The sequence below is a fragment of the Mesorhizobium sp. M0189 genome (assembly GCF_040322135.1).
Taxonomy (GTDB): domain Bacteria; phylum Pseudomonadota; class Alphaproteobacteria; order Rhizobiales; family Rhizobiaceae; genus Mesorhizobium.
This window is the reverse complement of the sequence record NZ_JAMYSW010000008.1, coordinates 121445-141792: the sequence shown is the minus strand read 5'-3', so window position 1 is coordinate 141792 and position 20348 is coordinate 121445. Positions and strand designations below refer to the sequence as shown.

The 20348-nt window shown below is 62.5% G+C and carries 13 protein-coding genes and 2 pseudogenes; all 15 read right to left on the bottom strand.

Annotation, left to right across the window (positions count from 1 at the left end; genetic code table 11):
• Positions 1 to 64: 64 nt before the first annotated feature.
• The 15 genes and pseudogenes from NKJ09_RS16910 to bglB all read right to left on the bottom strand — a co-directional run bounded on the left by NKJ09_RS16910 (position 65) and on the right by bglB (position 20328).
• The gene (locus tag NKJ09_RS16910; protein ID WP_023716984.1) at positions 65 to 748 is read right to left on the bottom strand and encodes a response regulator transcription factor; all 684 of its coding nucleotides are present in this window, start codon (positions 746 to 748) and stop codon (positions 65 to 67) included.
• Positions 738 to 1127: a response regulator gene (locus NKJ09_RS16905; protein WP_023716983.1), complete on the bottom strand. Its 390-nt coding sequence runs from the start codon at positions 1125 to 1127 to the stop codon at positions 738 to 740. Before NKJ09_RS16905 ends, NKJ09_RS16910 begins: the two co-directional genes overlap by 11 nt.
• Positions 1128 to 1129: 2 nt before the next feature.
• Positions 1130 to 1771, bottom strand: coding sequence for a response regulator transcription factor (locus NKJ09_RS16900; RefSeq protein ID WP_023716982.1), 642 nt, complete (start codon positions 1769 to 1771; stop codon positions 1130 to 1132).
• Positions 1768 to 2427, bottom strand: a pseudogene (locus NKJ09_RS32500) (sensor histidine kinase); the annotation flags it as partial. The pseudogene NKJ09_RS32500 and the gene NKJ09_RS16900, both read right to left, overlap by 4 nt.
• A gap of 30 nt (positions 2428 to 2457) precedes the next feature.
• A pseudogene (locus NKJ09_RS16895) lies at positions 2458 to 4230 on the bottom strand (MASE1 domain-containing protein); the annotation flags it as partial.
• A 404-nt stretch (positions 4231 to 4634) separates the two neighbouring features.
• Positions 4635 to 7760 (bottom strand): PAS domain-containing protein, encoded by a 3126-nt coding sequence (locus NKJ09_RS16890; RefSeq protein ID WP_352515762.1) that lies wholly within the window; start codon positions 7758 to 7760, stop codon positions 4635 to 4637.
• A 422-nt stretch (positions 7761 to 8182) separates the two neighbouring features.
• Positions 8183 to 9763: an MFS transporter gene (locus NKJ09_RS16885; RefSeq protein WP_051409563.1), complete on the bottom strand. Its 1581-nt coding sequence runs from the start codon at positions 9761 to 9763 to the stop codon at positions 8183 to 8185.
• On the bottom strand, positions 9760 to 10854 hold the full coding sequence (locus NKJ09_RS16880) for an HlyD family secretion protein (protein ID WP_352763067.1): 1095 nt from the start codon (positions 10852 to 10854) through the stop codon (positions 9760 to 9762). Before NKJ09_RS16880 ends, NKJ09_RS16885 begins: the two co-directional genes overlap by 4 nt.
• Before the next feature lie 507 nt (positions 10855 to 11361).
• Positions 11362 to 12450 carry an ABC transporter ATP-binding protein gene (locus NKJ09_RS16875; protein WP_352494365.1) on the bottom strand — a complete coding sequence of 363 codons (1089 nt, stop codon included), beginning with the start codon at positions 12448 to 12450 and terminating at the stop codon, positions 11362 to 11364.
• A gap of 7 nt (positions 12451 to 12457) precedes the next feature.
• On the bottom strand, positions 12458 to 13510 hold the full coding sequence (locus NKJ09_RS16870) for a carbohydrate ABC transporter permease (RefSeq protein WP_023716976.1): 1053 nt from the start codon (positions 13508 to 13510) through the stop codon (positions 12458 to 12460).
• Positions 13507 to 14529, bottom strand: coding sequence for a carbohydrate ABC transporter permease (locus tag NKJ09_RS16865; RefSeq protein WP_502901805.1), 1023 nt, complete (start codon positions 14527 to 14529; stop codon positions 13507 to 13509). The genes NKJ09_RS16870 and NKJ09_RS16865 overlap by 4 nt, the downstream gene beginning before the upstream one ends.
• Positions 14526 to 15794 (bottom strand): ABC transporter substrate-binding protein, encoded by a 1269-nt coding sequence (locus NKJ09_RS16860; protein WP_352494366.1) that lies wholly within the window; start codon positions 15792 to 15794, stop codon positions 14526 to 14528. Before NKJ09_RS16860 ends, NKJ09_RS16865 begins: the two co-directional genes overlap by 4 nt.
• 87 nt (positions 15795 to 15881) lie before the next feature.
• Positions 15882 to 18401: a hypothetical protein gene (locus NKJ09_RS16855; protein ID WP_352494367.1), complete on the bottom strand. Its 2520-nt coding sequence runs from the start codon at positions 18399 to 18401 to the stop codon at positions 15882 to 15884.
• Positions 18398 to 19231, bottom strand: a complete 834-nt coding sequence (gene kduI / locus NKJ09_RS16850; RefSeq protein ID WP_051409560.1) for a 5-dehydro-4-deoxy-D-glucuronate isomerase — start codon at positions 19229 to 19231, stop codon at positions 18398 to 18400. The genes NKJ09_RS16855 and kduI overlap by 4 nt, the downstream gene beginning before the upstream one ends.
• The gene (bglB, locus tag NKJ09_RS16845) at positions 19228 to 20328 is read right to left on the bottom strand and encodes a beta-galactosidase BglB (protein WP_352494368.1); all 1101 of its coding nucleotides are present in this window, start codon (positions 20326 to 20328) and stop codon (positions 19228 to 19230) included. The genes kduI and bglB overlap by 4 nt, the downstream gene beginning before the upstream one ends.
• Positions 20329 to 20348 lie beyond the last annotated feature (20 nt).

The following is a 20348-nucleotide window of genomic DNA, read 5'->3' as shown; positions in this document are numbered from 1 at the left end:
CCTGAAATGGCCGGGCGCGCTGGGCGATCCTATTGGATGGAGCATGGATCGGCTTGTGCCAATTCTAGACCTCGCGCATCGGCTCGGGCAGCGTTTCCCACGCCCGGATCAGCTCACCGATGGAAGCGGCTTCCATCTTGCGCATGACATTGCCACGGTGAAGCTTGACGGTCACTTCACTGATGCCGAGGTCGAAGGCGACCTGCTTGTTGAGGCGCCCGCGCGCCACTTCACGCAGAACCTCGCGCTCGCGCGGCGTCAGCGTCTCGACGCGCTCGATGTTGCGCTTGACGATCACCGCATCCGCCCGCCGCTTGGCGTCCACCGCAATGCCCGCGATCACGGCGTCAAGCAGCGTCTGATCCCGCACCGGCTTGGTGAGAAAGTCCACGGCGCCGGCCTTCATCGCCTGGACAGTCATCGGGATGTCGCCATGCCCGGTCAGGAAGATGATGGGTTTGGGGTTGCCGTTTTTCGCAAGATGGTGCTGCAGATCGAGACCGCTCGTCCCCGGCATGCGCACGTCGAGGATCAAGCAGCCGGGGCTCTCCAACACGTCGGCGTCAAGCAATTCACGGGTTGAGGTAAAGCACACCGGCAGGAAACCCGCCGACAGGATCAATTCAGAGAGCGCCTCCCGAACAGAGGCATCATCGTCGACGATAATGACCCGCGGCTGCTCGGCTTCAGCCCTTCGCTGCTGTGATGACGGTATCGATCTCGATAAGGGCAATTGGTCAACTCTCATGTTTAGCCTCCGTTTCTGGGTTGCGTAAAGCGTCGCCGATCGCCGCAAGCAGTGCCTGGCCATCGAATGGCTTGCGAAAAAGCCCGCCAATGCCCTTGGCGCGGTGCTGATCCACTATCTCGTGGCGGCCGGTGATCAGGAACACAGGCAGGTCCGGACGCGCCTTCTTGACCAGGTCACGAAGTTCAAAGCCGTCCATGCCGGGCATCCCGATGTCGGTGATAAGCATGTCCAATCCAGACAGGCCGCTGACCAGCAATGCCCCCGCCGACGAGAAGCTGCGTGCCACATAGCCGGCGGACTCCAAGAGGTCCTCCAGCGACTCGAGTAGTCTTGGGTCATCGTCGACAATCGCCACGACAGGCCTCCGCTTGCTCACCCTCAGCTCCCCCCTGCCCGGCGCGAGTGCGTGATCGGTATTCCCAATCGCTCGGCGATGCGCACGAGGTCGGCGAGCGACGCCGCGACCATCTTCTGCATGACGTTCCTTCTATGAATTTCCAGCGTAACTTCGCTGATCCCCAGTTCAGCGGCGGCCTGCTTGTTGAGCAAGCCGCTGACCACCAGCGGCAGCACCTCACGTTCGCGCGGCGTCAGCTCGAGATAACGTTGCTTCAACACGCCCAGCTCAGCGCGCTCCGATCGCTGTGCCCGATCCTGGGCAATCGCTGCATGGATTGCGGCCATGAGGTCTGCATCGCTGAAGGGCTTAGTCAGGAAATCTACGGCGCCGTGCTTGATCGCACGCACGGAGGACGGGATATCGCCATGTCCTGTCAGGAAAACGATCGGCGGATGATCGCCCTCGGCAATCTGCCGCTGCAGATCGAGGCCGTTAATATCCGGCAACTCGATATCGAGGATGAGGCAGGCAGGGACGTCCGGCTTGTCAGCGCGGATATAATCGCCCGCCGATCCGAACGCTACGGCACGCATGCCGTGCGCAGCCAGCAGCTCACTGAGCGCCTCCCGGATGCGTTCATCGTCATCTACGATGAAGACAATTTGGCCGTCCGTCGTCATGACGCCGCTTTCGCTTCAATCGGCAACGTGAAGATAAACGTCGCTCCACGTGGTTCGTTCTTCTCGACCCATAAACGCCCGCTGTGCGACTCGATGATCGAACGGCAGATCGCCAGTCCCATGCCCATCCCTTGCTCTTTCGTGGTAAAGAACGGTTCGAATATCCGGTCGGGAAACTCGACACCCCGGCCGTGATCGCTGACTTCGGTCTGGACAACATCCCCGATATGGCGCACGCGGATTTTGATAACTCCGTCGTCCGCACCAGAGTCCATCGCCTCCATGCCGTTGCGGATGAGATTGACCAGAACCTGCTGGATTTGGACGCGATCGAACGCGACTAGCGGAATGTCGCTTCCGATATCAACGCTGATGCGAACGCCCCGCCGCATCGCTTCCTCGGTCACGAGGTCGCGTGCCTCTGCGATGACACTGCTGAGCGTCGCATTGGTTCTCGTCTCCGTGGATTGCTTGAACAGCGCGCGAATGCGGCCGACGACGTCCGCCGCCGAGTTGGCGTCCCGGATAATGCGCTCGGCCGTAATCTTCGCGCGTTCGACGTTCGGCGGTGCTGCGGACAGCCAACGGTGGCATGCATGGGAGTTGGCGACGATCGCAGCCAGCGGCTGATTCACCTCGTGGGCGATCGAAGCCGAAAGCTCGGCGAGACTTGCAGCCTGAGTGGCTTGCGCGAGTTTGTCGGAGGCTTGTCGCAGCGCTTCCTGGGCGCGCACCTCTTCGTCGATGTCGAGGGAAACCCCGTACCATTGCACAACCGCTCCGTCTTCATCACGCCGCGGCTCGACCCTGCACTCCGCCCAGCGATAGCCATCTGTTTCGCGCCAGCGAAACCGCATTGCGGAACCGCCGCCTGTTTCGAAACAATTCAGCAACGTGCGCAGCACCTCGGGAGCATCTTCGGGATGAACCAGTTCTTGCAGCAATTCCTCGATGCGCGGCTCTCCGAGTGCTTCGAAGTCAGCGATCACGGAGCGGAAATGGTCCTGGTACCGCTTGTTGAAGTAGACCGGCCCGCCGGTCGGCACCGCGCTCCAGATGCGGACCGGCACAGCGTCGATCATCTGCTGAAGCTGCAATTCGCTCCGCCGCAGGGCCTCTTCAGCCTGCATTTGATCGTCTATGTCGTGACAGAGGCCGTACCACTGGACGATGCGGCCAGTGTGATCGCGCATCGGCTCCGCCCGGCTCGACATCCAGTGATAGACGCCATCGGCGCGGCGCAAGCGATACCTCATGGAGAAGCGCTCGCCGGTGGCGAGGCAGTGACTGAGCGTATCGCCGAATGCTGCTGCGTCGTCCGGATGGACGCCGGCCTTTATCATCGCCGCCAGCCGGCTGATGCCCGGTTTGTCCAAATCCGTTACGTCCAGGCCGAGAAAGTCGACCATGCGCTTGTTGAAAAAGGTCGGATCGCCATCGGGCCTCAGGCGCCAAACGTGGCTCGGAACCATGTCGACAAGCTGCGAGAGCTCCCGCTCCCGGTCGCCCAATGCCTCAAGGCTTTCACGCAAAGTGAGCACCGCCGCCTGATGCTGCCGGGATATGGCGGCCACGACGAGCGCCGAAAATGCCGAGATGGCCAGAAAAAGCTGCAGCATGATCTGGTTGTGCTTCTGGGACTCGGGATCGCCGGCAAATTGGCTGGCGCCGGATATCGTGAATACCGCCGTGATCAGAGCGAGAACGGTCAATGCTACGGCGGCGCCTCTGAACTCAAAGCGCACTGCGGCCCAAAGAAGAGGCGGCATGATGATGTAGGCGAAGGGCAGATAGCCGCTCAAGGAAAGGGCGGCGATACCAAGAAAGATCAGCCCCAGGACGCAAGCTTCCATCCACCGCGCTGCTGAGAGCTGCGCCTTGCCGCGCCAGTTCTGGAACACGACCAGCGCCAGTGGCGCTACGATCAGGACTCCCGTCGCGTCTCCGATCCACCACAGCGGCCAAGCCGTCGCAAAGGTTTGCGATTGTATGCCAAACCACGCAAGCGCCGCACTTCCCACCGTCGCGCTTGCAACTGGCGCAATTCCAGCGGCCAGTACGACGAATGCGAGAACGTCGCGCAAGGTTTCCAGCCGAACTGGGCGCTTGCAGGTCTGGTTCACGAGCCATGCGCCGGCCACCGCTTCAAGAGCGTTGCCGGCAAAGATCAGGAAGGCCGCGGGCAGCGGAGTGTGGAACCACAAGAAGTTGCTGAACAGTTCGGCCAGACAGGCCCCCAGCACCCACCACGGCCAGCTATACCTGGAGGCGAAGACAAGCGTAGCGATGAACAGTCCGCTCGGAGGCCAAATGGAAATCCCTGTTCCAGGTATGATTGCGAGCGACTGGGCGAAGCCGCAGCCCAGGACATAGACCGTAATAAAAAGCCCCAGATGCAAGAATTGGGGACGGTGCGACCAGACGCGCGATAACCTGCCTCTTTCAAGATCGCTGATCATGTTGCCGCGAATCAGGCCTGGTTCACTCGTCGCCAAAGATCGGCCACTTCCTTGCAATCCCGGTCCGGATCGGTCGAAGTCATGCTTTAACGCGCCCGTTGCGTTGGAATCGGTCTCGCCAAGTGAGTTGGGCGCTGTCGTCATCGGGTGCCCCTGACGGACAAACAAACTCTGGAGATTGTCGGCGCTTCGTATAGCACTTGCTCTTGGTAGCTGGATCTGGGCTGACGGACTCACACCGTCACCCTAATCCCGCCACGCCCCAACCGCACCTCATGGAAATCCATGCATTGCGCGGGGGCAGCGACGCCCTTCACCGAAAGGAGAATAAACCAAGCGTTTGCTGAGCGCCGCCGGATACGTTCAGCATCGTCCAAGATGAGGACGATTGTCGTCGTCCGGCATCATTGCACAGCTTTCGCTTCAACCGGGAGAGTGAAGATGAATGTCGCTCCATGCGGCACACTGTTCTCCGCCCATAGGCGTCCGCCGTGAGACTCGACGATCGAACGGGAGACCGCCAGCCCCATGCCCATCCCATTCCCTTTCGTCGTAAAGAACGGCTCGAATATCTTGTTAGGACGTTCGATACCCGGGCCGCGGTCGCTGACCTCGGTCTGGATCGTGTCCTCCATCCGGCGCACACGCAGCCCGAGAACCCTGTCCGTGGTGGAGTCCATCGCCTCCATGCCGTTGCGAATGAGGTTGACCAGGACCTGCTGGATCTGGACGCGATCGAAGGCGACGAGCGGAAGATTGCTTTCGACATCGATGTCCATGCGAACGCGACGCCGTATGGCTTCCTCGGCCATGAGGTCACGCGCTTCGGCAATAACGCTGGGGATCGGCGTGCTGGTTCTCATTTCAAGCGAAGGTCTGAACAAGGCACGGATGCGGCTGACGACATCCGCCGCCGAGTTGGCATCGCGGATGATGCGCTCGGCCGTGATTTTCGCGCGCTCGACGTTCGGGGGCACGGCGGACAGCCAACGGTGGCATGCGTTGGAGTTGGCGACGATGGCGGCCAACGGCTGGTTCACCTCATGAGCGATGGATGCGGAGAGTTCGGCAAGGCTCGCCGCCTGGCTCGCACGCGCAAGTCTCTCTTGTGCCAGTCGAAGCTCCTCTTGTGTTCGCACCTCATTTTCGATGTCGAGGCAGATAACGTTCCACTGCACGATGGCACCTTCAGCGTTGCGCATCGGCGCGGCGCGCGTCTCGACCCAGCGATATTCACCATCGAAGCGCCGCAGACGGTGCCGTCGCGCATACGGCTCGCCGGTGGACAAACAATGGGCATATCTCTCTTTGACACCTGTCAGGTCGTCGGGATGAACACCGGCGTCGAGTGTGCCAGCCAGCCGGGACTTTCCCGCTTCGTCCAATTCCTCAAGATTGTATCCGAGGAATTCGCGGAGCTGCTGGCTGCGATATATCGGTTCGCCATCCGGAGCGGCGCAATCGATCATTGCCGGCAGCGTTTCAACGAGCTGCCAGAGCGCACGTTCTCTCTCGCGCAGCGCCTCTTCGACGCGCAGCTGGTCGTCGATGTCGTGCGTAAGGCCGTACCATTGGACGATGCGTCCACCTTGGTCCCGCAGCGGCTCCGCGCGGCCCTCCATCCAGCGATAAACGCCGTCGGCACGCCGCAGGCGATACTTCATGAAGAAGCGCTCGCCGGTGGCGAAGCAGCTGTTGAGTGCTTCCCTCAGGCTGGCGGCATCGTCGGGATGGACGACGTTGGCAATGAAGGCCGCCAGCCGGCTCGTGTCCGGCTTTTCCGCGTCCGCTATGTCCAGGCCGAGAAAATCTATCAGGCGCCTGTTGAAAAAGGTCGGCTCGCCGTTCGAAGACAGCCGCCAGAGGTAGCTCGGAACCATGTTGACGAGCTGCGAGAGCTCTCGTTCGCGGTCGTGCAATGCGGCCTGCGTGGTCACCAGATCATGGATGTCGACGCTCACGCCGTACCACTGGAGGATGCTGCCATCTTCGTCGCGCAGCGGCTCGGCGCGAGTCTCGGTCCAGCGATAGCCGCCGTCGGCCCTCCGTTGGCGATATCTCTGAACGTAAGGCACGCCCGTTGCGAATGAATGGCGGATCGCCTGCCGTGCGGTGTCGATATCGTCTGGATGGATCACGCTCAGGGACGGCGAGCCGTCCGGGGCGGTGATGTCACCGAGCGTGGCCCCGGTTACGTCGGTGAACCGCTTGTTGACGTAGGATGGCCTTCCCTCCCGTGTCGTACTCCAGATCAAAGCGGGCACGGTGTCGATAAGCTGCTGAAGGCGCCGCTCACTTTTGCGCAACGCCGCCTGCGCGCGCACCTCATCGTCGATGTCGAGAGAAACCCCGTACCATTGCACGACCGTTCCGTTGTCATCGCGCCGCGGCTCCACCCTGCACTCAGCCCAGCGATAGGTGCCGTCTTTTTCGCGCCAGCGAAACCGCATCGCGGAGCCGCCGCCAGTTTCGAAACAATTCGATAACGTGCGCTGCACCTCGGGAGCATCTTCGGAATGAATAACCTCGTGCAGCAGCGTTTCGATGCCCGGCTCGCCGAGAGCATCAAAGTTCGCGATAACGGAGCGGAAATGGTCCTGGTATCGCTTGTTGAAGTAGACCGGCCCGCCGGTCGGCATCACGCTCCAGATGCGGACCGGCACGGCGTCGATCATGTGCTGCAATTGTCGCTCGCTTCGCCGCAACGCCTCTTCGGCGTGCATCTGATCGTCTATGTCGTGACAGAGGCCGTACCACTGGACGATGCGGCCGGCGTCATCGCGCATCGGCTCCGCCCGGCTCGACATCCAGCGATAGACGCCATCGGCACGGCGCAGGCGATAGCGCATGGCGAAGCTCGCACCGGTAGCGAAGCAACCACGGAGTGCATCGCCGAATGCTGCTGCATCGTCCGGATGGACGCCGGCCTGTATCATCGCCGCCAGCCGGCTCATGCCCGGTCTGTCCATATCCGTTATGTCCAGGCCGAGAAAATCGACCATGCGCTTATTGAAGAAAATCGGCTCGCCGTCCGGATCGAGCCGCCAGATGTGACTCGGTACCATGTCCACGAGCTGCGAGAGCTCCCGCTCGCGGTCGCGCAATGCTGACTCCGCCCGCTTCTGGTCCTCAATGTCTATTGTCGTGCCGTACCATTGAATGATGCGGCCCTGACTATCGCGAAAAGGTCGTCCTGAGCTTCGAAACCAGCGATAGACGCCATCGGCGCGCCGCAGACGATGCTCGGTGTCATAGTGATCGCCGGTTTCGAGGCAATGCCGCCATCTGGCGGCGACACGATCATAATCGTCGGGATGGACGGCTCGACGCCAGCCGAACTCAACGTCGTCTTCGGAGTTGTTGAGATCCTCATGCGTGTTGCCGAGGAACGCCACGGTGTTTGGGCTCACAAAGGTGAATCGTCCGGCGGCATCGGCTGCCCACGCGTGGCCGGGCATACTCTCGATGATTTGCAGCGCGAGCGTTGCTTCGGGGTCGATTTCGCCAAGTGAGTCGGACGCTGCTGTCATTGGCTTCTCCTGTCGGACAAAGAAAGCCTGGGGACGGTCAGCGCTTTATATAGCACTTGTTTTCAATATCTGGACAGGCGAACTCACCGCCTAAATCTAGTCCCGCGATGCCCCGGCTGCATCTCATGGAAATCCATGCATTGCGCGGAGATATCGCCGCTGCGGCGGCCCGGCCGCTACGGCGCGCCTAACGATCGCCTCGGGCAAGAAGCGACGCGGATCGACGCGTCAACACCACCACTGGGAAATACGAGCCGGACAGGTAAGACGCTCGGCTGCCTCTTCGTCGGCTGCAGAGTGAAACCGGAAAAACCTCTTCATTCGTCATCCCTGTCTCGTCCGGTTAACACGGCTCATGAGATAATCTGGAAGCCTCGCCCGACCAAAACATCTGTTCCAAAGTATAGGGCCTGGACGCGGTTTTAGTTCTGCGGAGCGGCTTGGCGGGCGAGCAATTGTTTGGCGACAATGAGACAGGGCGCAGCGACCGCGAACAGCAGGACGAGCGCGAAGAAAGCTTCGTCGAACGAGATCGTGGCGACCTGCTTCTCAAGCGCGCGCTGCAGCAGCGGCAGCGCGGCCTTGGTCGCCGCGGCGCTGTCGATACTATTCGCCAGAACGTTCGCAGTGGCTCTCAAGCGCTGGTCCACGGCTGGATCGCCATTGACGAGGTGGGACGTCAGTATCGTCCGGTTGTGGACATTCTGGTGATCAATATACGTTTGCAAGAGGGCTGTGCCGGTCAGACCGCCCGCCTGCTTGCCGAAGTTGAACAGCCCGATGCCGAACGGCAGCGTATCAGGGGCAAGGCCCTGCAGTGTAATCAGCGTCAGTGCCACGAACAGAAGGCCGAGGCCGAATCCCCGCAGCAGCAGAGCAAGGGTCAGGTCCGGTGATCCGCTACCGCTCGTCGAAGCGGACAGCAGCCACATGGCGCCTGCGAAGAGCAGAATGCCAAACGGAGCAAGCGTGATCGGGCGCATCCCGGTCTTTTGGATGACGAAGCCGGACAACAAAAGTCCAAGCGCGAGCATGGCTCCGCTTGGCAGCAGAAGCACTCCCGCGCCCGTGGCGGTAAAATCGAGCACGTTGAGGGCAAAAGCCGGAATGAGATAGGCGCTGCCTGAAAGGGCAGAGCCGGCGACGAAGCTGACGAGAAGACCAAAGCGAAAGTCCGGATTGCCAAGGGGCGAGATGGCCAGCAGTGAGCCTTCTGAACGAAGGCGGGTCTCCCAGACGGCCAGAAGGCCGGCGGCCGTCATACCAGTTGCGGCAAGGAAGGTGATGTCGGTGTCGTCGAACCAGTTGAACCTGCTGCCTTGCAGCAAGACGTAGGTCAAAAGCGCGGCGCTGATGCCGAGCAACAATATCTCGACGGCAGGAAACCTAGTTTTCCGCCAAAAGGTCCGATCGCCGTCCGCCGCCAACAGGACAAGGGAGACGATGCCGAGCGGAATGATGCTCAGGAATATCCACTCCCAGGTAAGATGGTCGACAAGCCAGCCCTGCAGGGCCGGCGTGACGGTCGTCGGAGCCATGACGGCGCCTACGGCAAAAACTGCCTGAACGACCGGCTGATGCCGATGCGGGAAGCGAAAGAACAGCAGCGTCTGGCCGGCGACGAGAATTGTGCCGCCGGCCAGCCCCTGGACAATGCGGCAGATGCAAATCCAGGTGAGGTCCACCGACAACGTCAAGGCCGCGGATGCCAGCAGAAGGGCGACAACCCCCGCGCGGAGGCAGGCGGTCGGCCTGGCTGCCGTTACAAGAAGCGGAGCGACAAGGAACGCCGTCAGCTTCGCCGCGATGAAAACCACGTCGACCATCGCCAGCTCGTCCGACGTTGCGTAGGTGTCGCCAAGCATGTCGATCCGGCCGATGGACAGTGCGGTGGATGCGACCGCGTCCATGAAGGCGGCCAGCACGACGCCGATTGCTATCAAGGAAGCGCGCAGGGTGCCGGGATGGCGCTGCACAGCCGCCGTTTCGGCGAGGTGCATCATTGCGCTGAGCGCCCGTTCGCGGTCCCGCCTGTCTGCATTTCCTGCGCTACGGCCGGAGCATCCCCGGCGCCGACGGTGATGGCAACGCGAGCCGAGAGTCCCGGAACCAGGCGGCCGGGCAACGGATTGCGCGTCATCCTGATCTTGACCGGCACGCGTTGGACGACGCGGATGAAGTTGCCGGTGGCATTGTCCGGCGGCAGCAGGCTGAAGGCTGCGCCGCTGCCAGGAGCGAAGCTGTCGACAAGGCTGGCGATTTCAAGATCTGGATATTCATCAACCATGACGCGGACCCGTTGGCCGATCTCAACCTGCTTCAGCTGCGTTTCCTTGAAGTTTGCGACGATCCAGACATCGTTAACCGGAACGATGTCCAGGGCTGCCGTCCCTGGGGTGACATAGCGGCCGACCCGGATCTGGCGATTGCCGACGATGCCGTCGACCGGGGCCCTCACGACGGTGTTGGCCAGGTCTAGCATTGCCAGGTCGAGCGCTGCCTGTGCCTGCGACAGGGCTGCCTGCGCGCCGGACAATTGTGCATCCAGGACGCCGAGCTTCAACTTCTGAGCCAACAGATTGGCCTCTGCGCCGTCCAGCGATGCCCTTGCCTTGTCATGGCCGGCCTGCGCATCCTGCAGCTTCTGATCGCTTGCGGTTCCGTTCTTCTGCAGCGTGACGTAGCGGCTTAAGTTGGCGCGGGCGAATTGCAGGTCGGCTGCGGCAGATTGCTTCTGCGCCTCGGCCTGCGCGATCAATGCGTCCTGCAGTTCACGGGTCGCCTTGATGTTGGCGATTTCCGCCTGCCGGGCGGCGACGTTGGCTTTCGCCTGCTCCGCCTTGGCCTTGTAGTCGCTGTCGTCGATGCGAAACAGGACAGCACCCTTTGACACACTGGCATTGTCGTCTATGTCGACTTCGACGACGTAACCGGCGAGCTTCGGAGCGATGCTGGTAATGTCTCCGCGGAGATAGGCGTTATCGGTCGTTTCCTCGAACCGGCCCCTTGTAAACCACTGCCAACTCCAAATAGCTGCCATTGGCAGCACCATAAGGGCAACGAGGGCGATCGCGATCTTGCGGGGTTGGCTCATGATTGCCTCGACCCCAAGTCGACGCGCTCACTATCGAAGGAGATCTCCGCCTGCCGAAGAGCGAGCCGTTCGGCAAGGCTGCAAACCCACGGTGCGCAATAGAGTCTCACGAGAACGTCTCCGTCGAGCTGCGGCTCTGCAACAAGGCAGAACTGAAGAACGATCGCGGATTTCACGGCCTCGCCGCTATCATGCGGACGAACATCCCATTTGCCCTGATCGGTAGTTCGTACTGAACCTCAGCACAGGTCGTATTGTCAGTCGGCCGGATTCAGGCGCGCGAACGTGGCGGCGCGGATCTCCGTATTGCCGAAGACCGTCCACGAGAAAATCCACTTTGAAGTAAATTCCGGACATCCCGTGGCAGCAATGATCGCAGAGAGCGCCCTCTTGAAGAGTTTGGTTGTCTTAACGTTCACCTATTTTGTATTTTGACAAGCGCGCAACACGCGTTCGCTGTGCGGCAGTTGCGACAGTTCATGAAACAACCCGCTATCTTGCCTCCGGCTAACGCGGTGCGACACGCAGCCCGGCGGCATCGAAGAGATGCATGCGCTCCGGCGGCAGAGCGAGGTTGATCGGCGGCCCTTGCGATTCAACGCCCTGCTGCTTGAGAACGGCGATAAGTTTGCTGTCGCCGGCAATGGTGGCGTGGACAACGGTTTCCGGTCCCAGCGCCTCGGCCAGCGTTATCCGCGCTTCCACCGATCCCTTGCTGCCATCCGAAAGTTGGATGTCGTGTGGTCGGATGCCAAGCGTCGCGTCGTCTCCCGGTTTCAGCGCGACCCCGTCGGCGGCGACCGAGGCCGACAGCCCGCCCGGACCTTCGACACGCACCTCGGCGCCGCTTGCCGAACGCACCTTCACCGGCAGCAGGTTCATCCGCGGCGCGCCGATGAAGCCGGCGACGAACAGGTTGGCCGGCGCGTTGTAGAGATCGAGCGGCCGGCCGACCTGTTCGATCCGCCCCGAGCGCATGACCACGATGCGGTCCGCCAGCGTCATCGCCTCGATCTGGTCATGGGTGACGTAGATCATCGTGGTTGCCAGCCGCCGGTGCAGGCCCGCCAGTTCAGCGCGCATGGTGATGCGCAGTTCGGCATCGAGGTTGGACAGCGGTTCGTCGAGTAGAAAGGCGGTCGGATTGCGCACCACCGCACGGCCGATCGCCACGCGCTGCTTCTGGCCGCCCGACAATTGACCGGGCCGGCGGTCTAGATAGGAAGCAATTTCCAGCATGCGCGTCGCTTCCGTGATCCGCGCGTCGATCTCGGCTTTCGGCATACGGATGTTTTCGAGCCCGAAGGCGAGGTTCTGGCGCACGCTCATGTGCGGGTAGAGCGCGTAAGACTGGAACACCATCGCCAGACCGCGCTGCGCGGCCGAAACGTTGGTGACGTCGACCCCGTCGATCTCAATCTTGCCGTCGGTCGGCCGATCGAGCCCGGCAATCAGCCGCAGCAGCGTGGACTTGCCGCAACCCGACGGGCCGACGAGGACTAGCATCTCGCCGTCCCCGACGTCGAGGTTGATGCCGTGCAAGATCTTCATCTTGCCGTAAGCGTGATCGATGTTGGTCAGCGTTATCCGTCCCATGACATCCTCACTTCAGTCCGGTGCCGGCAATGCCGGAAGTGATGTAACGCTGCAGGAAGACGAAGACGAGGACGACGGGGATCATCGTCACCACGGTCATCGCCAGGATGTAGTGCCACTGCACGTTTAGCTGGCCGGCATAGGTGTTGAGGCCGACCTGGAGTGTGTAGAGTTCCTTGCGCGACAGCACCACCAGCGGCCACAGAAAGTCGTTCCAGCGCCAGACGACCGAGAAGATCGCCAGCACGGCGAGCGCCGGTGCTGCAAGCGGCAATACGATGCGCCAGTAGATCTGCCATTCGGAAGCGTTGTCCATGCGCGCCGCATCGAGCAGCTCGTCCGGGATGGTCAGCATATATTGGCGCAGCAGGAAGACGCCGGTCGGCGTCGCCACGGTCGGCAAGATCACGCCCCACAGCGAATCGAGCAGTCCGACGGCGCCCACCACCGAATAGAGCGGCACCAGGATGACCGACAGCGGCACCATCAGCGTACCGACGATCACAAGCATCGTCAGATCGCGGCCGCGGAACTTGTATTTCGACAAGGCGAAGGCGGCCATCGAATTGGTGAGCAGCGTGATCAGCGTCGCCATTGCCGTCACAAAGACCGAATTGCGCAGATAGCGCAGGAAGTCGAAATGGACGAAGGGCTCGGTGTAGTTCTCCGTTGCGAAGCCGATTTCGCGCACCGGCTGCCGGTCGGCGATGTTGACCTTGACGATATCGTTCGGCGCCTGCGGGTCCACCATTTGCGCCATGATGCCGATGCGCCGCACCTCGGCCAGCACCTTGGTCGAACCATCCGGAAGCTTCACCCTGTAGAGGGCCAGCGGCTTATCGTAGCCTTCGACCCTCGCCTGTTGGCTGACATAAGGCATTATGGTCGGCGGGAACTCGGCGAGCTGTGCCGGTGTCTTGAATGACGAACCCACCAGCCAAACGGCCGGACCGAACATGATGACAACGCCGCCGAGCAGCCACAGCCAGCTCACGATATCCGTCCAGTGCCAGCCGCGACCGCCGCGCCGGCGGGTCAGGAATGTCATGACGCTGCTCATTCGCGGGCTCCTTTCCGCTCACCCCGGCGTCCGACCTGCAGCTGAACTAAGGTGAGCACGACCAGCACCAACCCCATCAAGATCGAAGCCGCCGAAGCCAGCCCCGGATTGCGCAGCAGGGAGGCGAAGCCGATCTCATAGATGTACTGCGTGATATAGAGGGTCGAGGTTCCCGGCCCTCCACCCGTCAGCACATAGACTTCGTCGAAGATCTGCACGGCGCGGATCAGCGTCAGCACGATGACGACAAGCAGGTTAGGCATCAGCAGCGGCAGCGTGATGCGCCAGAACACCCGCGCCGGCTTCGTGCCGTCCATCTCGGCCGCTTCGTAAAGGTCGCGCGGGATCGCCTGCAATCCGGCAAGCAGGATAAGCGTATAAAAGCCCATATGGGCCCAGACCGAAACGCTGACGGCGGCGGTGAAAGCCCAGAAGCGGTCGGTCAGCCAGTTGTGCGGCTCGCCGCCCAGATCATGGACGATCAGGTTCAGCAAGCCCTGGCGTTGCAGGATCCAGCGCCAGATCAGACCGGTGACGACGGGCGACAGCAGCACCGGAAAGAAGAACACCGCGCGCCAGAAGCTGCGCCCGACGATCTCACGGTTGAGGATCAGCGCTGTCGCCATCGACACGACCGTCATCAGCGCCACCTGCACGACGACGAACAGGCCGGTATTGTGCACGGCCTTCCAGAAGAGATCCTCGTGGCAAGTGGCAGTGTCCAGGTAGTTGCCGCAATCGAGCAGGCGCTGGTATTGCTCGAGCCCGACATAGGGTCGGTCCTGCAGGAAGTAGGCCGTTCCTGACGTGGCCGAATAGAAGAAGTTGATGATCATCGGCACCAGGACGAAAATGCCGAAGATCGCCATGTTTGGGGCCAGGAAGAACGCGGCCATGCCGCCGGTGCCCGTCGCGCGCTGCCAGAACTTCAGCGGCACGTTGACGATCGATGCCAGCCACACGACCGGCGCCGCGAGGGCGGCGCCAATCCATGCCTTCAGTGTCGCGGCGGCGGTCACTTCGCCTCGGCAACCTTGTCGGCGATATCCTGGTCGATCCTGCCCCAGGCATCGTCGAGGCTGAGCTCGCCGGCCATCACCTGGCTGACGCGCGTCACCAGCGCGGCGAAGTAAGCATTGGCCCACTTCCACGGCGGCAGCGCATCGGCCGCCGGCAGGGTTTCACCCGCCGCCTTGACGAATTTGTCGAGCGCCGGACCGACATTCTTGTCGGCCGAGACCCATTTCAGCCCGCCCTTGTCTACGACGCCCTTGTGCGCGGGCAGAAACAGCGTGCGCTCGCTGAACTCTTCCACCACGTCTTCACGGGCCAGATAATCCATGACCTTGGCGACATCCTTGGGATTCTTCGTGTATTTGATGGCGACCAGCGCCGCGCCGCCTTTCACGCCCGAACAGCCTGTAGTACCGCAGGGCGAGCCGGTTGCCACCCAGTCGAAACTGTCGCCGATCTTGGTCGACAGATTGGCGACCTGCCAGCTGCCCGAATAGTAGAACGGGATCTGGGCGTTGATGAAGTCGTCGGCGGCCGCGCGGTAGGTCGAGCCTGCCGCCGACACCCAGGTATCCTTCAGCATCAGGCCCTTGGCGGTCCAGTCGACGAGCTTGCCGACGAACGCCTTGGTGCCGTCGTCCACTTTGGCCGGCATGCCATTGGGGCCGATATAGTTCGCTCCGAAGGAGACATTCGGACCCGAAATGCGGTGGCCGGAACGGTCGATGGCGAAGGCAGCCGGAAGCTGTTGGCTCTTCGCCACCTCGGCGGCGGCGTTGATCCAGTCGTCCCAGGTCGCCTTGTCGCCGGGCAGCGGCACGCCGGCCTGTTCGAACAACGTCTTGTTGGCGAAGCCGCCGGTGAGCGTGAGCTGGGTCATGAAACCCGGGATGGCGTTGGAGCCGTCGGGGCGCATCCAGTCCAGCGTGTCAGCGAAATTGTCCTCCCAATATTTCGGATCGGCCACCAGTGGCCTGAGATCGAGCCAGTGCTGGGCAAGCTCCTTGATGTTCGTGACGCGGGCGATGTCCGGGCCCTGGCCGGCTTCGAGCTGGATGGGCAGCTGCTCCTGGATCACCTTGTAGGCGACGTTGTCGAGCGTGACGTGGATGTCGGGATTGTCCTTCATGAAGCGGTTCAGAATGTCCTGAATGACATCGCCTTCGACACCGTCCGAATACCACATGATGCGCACGTCGCCGGCAAACGCGCTGGTCGATGCGAGCAGACTGACCGATAGCGCGGCCAGCAAAGTGCGGGACTTATTCATGCTTTCGTCTCCTCCTTTAGCGGGGCGGCGCCCCGATAGTTCAAGCCGCTACGCCCTCTCCTCTTGAGCGTCGCAGCCGATTCCTCCCTACTCTCTGTGCTTCATGCGCATCGCCTCACCGCGCACGGTCCAGTTGGCCGGATCGAGTGTACGTCCCTCGGCCACGATCCTTGCGTCGGCGAGGAAATGCACCGTGCCGTACTCCGGATCCTCGACGATCAACTCGCCGTCGGGACCCGACCGCACCGACAGGCCGGCAAAGGCGCCCGCCCAGGCGTCGAGCGCCGGCAGATTGGCATCCCTGTCACCGAGGCGAACGATCCATGTCGTCCTGCGTCCCGCCGCCCGCAACTCGTTGCCGGCCGTCGGGCCGGCCTCTACCTGCGTGAGCGGAACATCCGTCTTCAGCATGACGAAGGCGTGGCCGGATTGCGCGAACGCCCGATCGCCACCCACTCGCACGGCATCGAAGGCACGTGCGGGGAACCAGGCGTGCGTGAAGTCGGGCTGTTCATCCGAGCAGGAGAAGCTGACGATGGCGAGGTCGCGGTATTGGTGAAGCCGGGGCAACGTGCCTGAGCCACCCCAATATGATGGTCTGCCATATCCCGACTGCAGCACTTCGCCGGGGTGGTTGATCCAGATCTGCGCATCCGGATTCTTGCCCAGCCGGGCGTGAATGACGGTCTCCTGATAACCCCATTGATTCCAGCGATAGCCAGCGGCGCTGCCCATCGCATGGCCGCGCGTCTTGTAGTGGTAGAGCCGCGCGAAGCGGTCTTGTCCCTGCGCGAAAGTCCATTCCCACGCCGTATCGTCGGTGAGGGAAGCAATTGCTGCCAACCCGTCCGGAACGCTCAAATCGTGATCCCGCAGGCACAATGCCAGCTGCGGCAGCGCGTGAAAGCGCATGCCGTAATTGCCCTTGCCCCAAAGCATGCGGCAGATGCCGGACAATTCCAGGGAACGCGCGGCGCGCAGCGTGTGCTCGTAGGAGCGGCCCTGCGCCCCGGTGAGGATGCCGCGATGCGCCGAGCGGGCGACGATTTCAAGCAGGCGTATGACTGCGTTGCCGGCACGTTCGGCGATGTCCTTGTCCGGGGCCAGCGCGTAGAGCGCGCACAGGCCCTTGAGGTCGATCGGAAAATAGGGCGCCGAGTTGAACTCGGCCATCTCCCATGCCTCGAAATGATCGAGCCAGGCGCGTACCCGCGCGGCTCCCACCGCGGACTGTTCGCGGCCAAGGCGGCCCGACCGCACGAACCGCACATCAGGCAACAGGCTCCCAGCAATATAGGCGGCGGTGTGGAAGAGCAGCGCGTGGTTCTCGGAGAAGTACCACTGCACATCATTGCCGGGCTCGTCCATCCAGTAGCGATAGCCGAGGATGGCGTTGTCGATGCGCGCGCGCAGGCTCACTTCCAGCCGATCGCCATAGGCCTTGCGGCACCACAGCAGCGGCACCAGGATGAAGTCGGCGCAATCGTGACAATCCTCGATCGCCGGCAGCGTGCCGGAGATCATGGCGTCGGTCTCGGCGCCCTGCTGCCCGATCGCCAGGCGCGCCAGCGCGCGCACCGTATCGGCCTCGGCGTGATCGGCGACCTCGCGCAAAGCCTCATCTATACGCGCGGTAAGCGTTTCCGGCGCATCGCCCTGACGGTGCGCGTGGCATATCTCGACGCCGAAGACACGCGATACGGCATGGTCTGCGACCCTCAGCGACACCTTGAAATGGCGAAAGTCGGCCGGCAGCTGCTCGGTATCGGCGATCGGCAGCCGCGTCTGGCCCGTTGGCAGATCGAAGGCGAAGCGCACCGGCGTCTCGATCGACATGAAATCGCCTTCGATCTCGATCTCGACTTGCGCGTCGCGCGGCAGGGCCACGCCGGTGACGAGCGCCACCTCGCCGCCGTCATAGGCGGGACGGTCGAAATGCATGTCGTCGAGGGCTGCTTCCATCGCATCGGCAACGCCGCTCTCGACTTCGATCGGCAGTGCGACCGAAGCAGCCGGACCGGATAGATAATCGAGCTGGAAATAGTAGCGGGCGTCGCGCTCGGCGAGATCGTCGAACCATATGCGAATGTCGTTGCGGCCGACCCTCAGCACGATCTTGAAGTGCTCGGCACTTTCCAGATTGCGGCCGTAGGGCGCCATCCAGCCGGCTTCCTCGCCATTGGCAAAGAGTATGGCGCCGCCGCATGTACGCAGCCGTACCATCACCTCGCCACTCGAGGCCGCCTCGATGGTGGTCTCGGCCCAGGTCCCAAGCACCGTCGGCCGGAACCAGAAGCCCGACAGGTCGATGCGTGGCGAGGCGAAGGGCAACCAGATGCGCTCAGCGCCGAATTCGGCGTTGACCTGTGGTCGCTTGCCGCGTCGTTCCGCTGCGAACTGCGTGCGGCACGGATATTCATGGGGAATGAAATTCTTGTGCTTGGTAAGGAAGAAGAAGGGATCCATCTCGCCTTGCATGGGCTGGTCGGCCACGTCGTAGCGTTGCTCGGCGATAGACCCGAGCCGCCAATAGACGATTGGCTGCCCCGCCACGAGCGGCCGGCGCAGCGTAAAGTCCGTCCGAACGCTTTGCGCGGCCTCGCTCATCGCAAATCCTTCACGGGTACTGGATCGACATCGGTGTAGGCCTGGTTCTCGCCGGTCATGCCCCAGACGAAAGCATAGGGGCCGGTGCCGGCACCCATATGGATAGACCAGGCGGGCGACAGGACAACGTCACCGTCCGCAACCATCAGGTGGCGCGTCTTGTCAGGCCGGCCCATCAGATGGACCACACGGTCGGCCTCGGCGAGGTCGAAGTAGCAATAAGCTTCCATGCGCCGCTCATGCAGATGCGGCGGCATGGTATTCCACACACTGCCCGGCGCGAGGTCGGTGATCCCCATCAGCAAGAGGCAGGACGGGGCCACTTCGGGATGGATGTACATGCGCAGCGTGCGCCTGTTCGCGCGAGCCTCCTCGCCGAGCACAAGCGGCTTGGCTTCGCTGTTGACGATGAGACGGTGCGCAATAGCGGCGCCGGCCGGCACCGAGTTCATATAGAAGCGTGCCGGCCTCTCCGGATCGTCGCTCTCCAGCGTCACCTCGCGCGCTCCGCGTCCGATATAGACGATGTCGCGGTTAGCCACGGGAAAGCGCCTGCCGTCCACCGCGACGGCGCCATTGCCGCCGAGATTGGCGATGCCCATCTCGCGCGCGTCAAAGAAGAGCGGCGTGCCGACTTCGGCCCCGTTGCCGAATGTCAGCGGGTTGGCCAGCGGCACCGCGCCACCGACGATCATGCGGTCGACATGGGTGTAGACGAATTCGATCGCGCCGGGCCGGAACAAGCCGTCGACCAGGAACTCGGCCCTCAGCCGGTCCGTGTCCATGCCGGCAATATCGCCCGGCGACACGCCATAGAGCGTCCGCATCATGCCGCCTCCACCTTCGACTGCAGATGCCGGGTCCCTTCGGTCAAGCACAGAATGGCCAGCGCCTGTCCGTAGCCCGTCGGATGGATGGGTATATCGCGATAGAACTGCAGGTCGGCGCCCATGCGTGTGCCATAAGACACGTTCGCCACCACACCTTTGTCATCGATGTTGGCCACCACGGCTTCCAAGGCGCGGAGGCCGGCGGCACGGCACTCTGTCGAGCCGATTCCGAGCCGCGCGGCCTTCATCAACCCGTAGCCGAAGCCGGCCGTGGCGGAAATCTCCTCGTAAGACGTCGGGTCGTCGAGCAGAGTGTGCCATGCGCCCGAACCTGCCTGCACCTCGAGCAGGGCGTTGATCTGCGTCTCCAGCACGCCGAGCAGATAGGCCCGGACCGAGGGTGCAATTTCGGCGAACTCCACCAGTTCGAGGATACCGACGGTAATCCAGGCATTGCCTCTCGCCCAACGCGCACGGGCGAAATTGTGCCGTCCCGCGAACGTCCAGCCGTGAAACCACAGCCCTGATGCCGGGTCGGCGAGATAACGGGCGTGGACCAGGAATTGCCTTTCTGCTTCCTCGACGAAGCGACGCTGACCGGCAGCCTGGCCGTAGGATGCGAGGAACAGCGCCACCATGAACAGCGTGTCGTCCCACAATTCGTCGTCGTTGACCCGGTCCGAAACATCATGCTGGAAACCGCCTTCGGGCGTCCGTGGCAAGGCGGTGACTACCTGCTCGGCCCATTCGCGCAGGACCGGCTCGAAGCGCGGCTGGCGCCGGCGCCGCCACAATTCGCTTAGCGCCAGCAGAGGCGCCGTGGTGTTGACGTTCATCGCAGGGAGACCGGCAGCGATGCGTCGGTCGTACCAGGCCTCGATCGTCTGCAGCAGCCGATCGTCGCCGGTCTGCGCCCACAGCCGAACCAGCCCGTAGAGCCCGACGCCCTGCGGCCATTCCCAGCTGTCGAAGCTGACATAGTCGCCCGGCGTGCCGTCGAGATTCGGCTCATGGAACCGCCCGTCATGACGCAAGCCGGTCATGCCGGCCACGAGGCTGGCAAGCACGGAATTCAGGCGTTCGGCCGACAGCGGCATCACTCCTCCCGTTTCTCCCG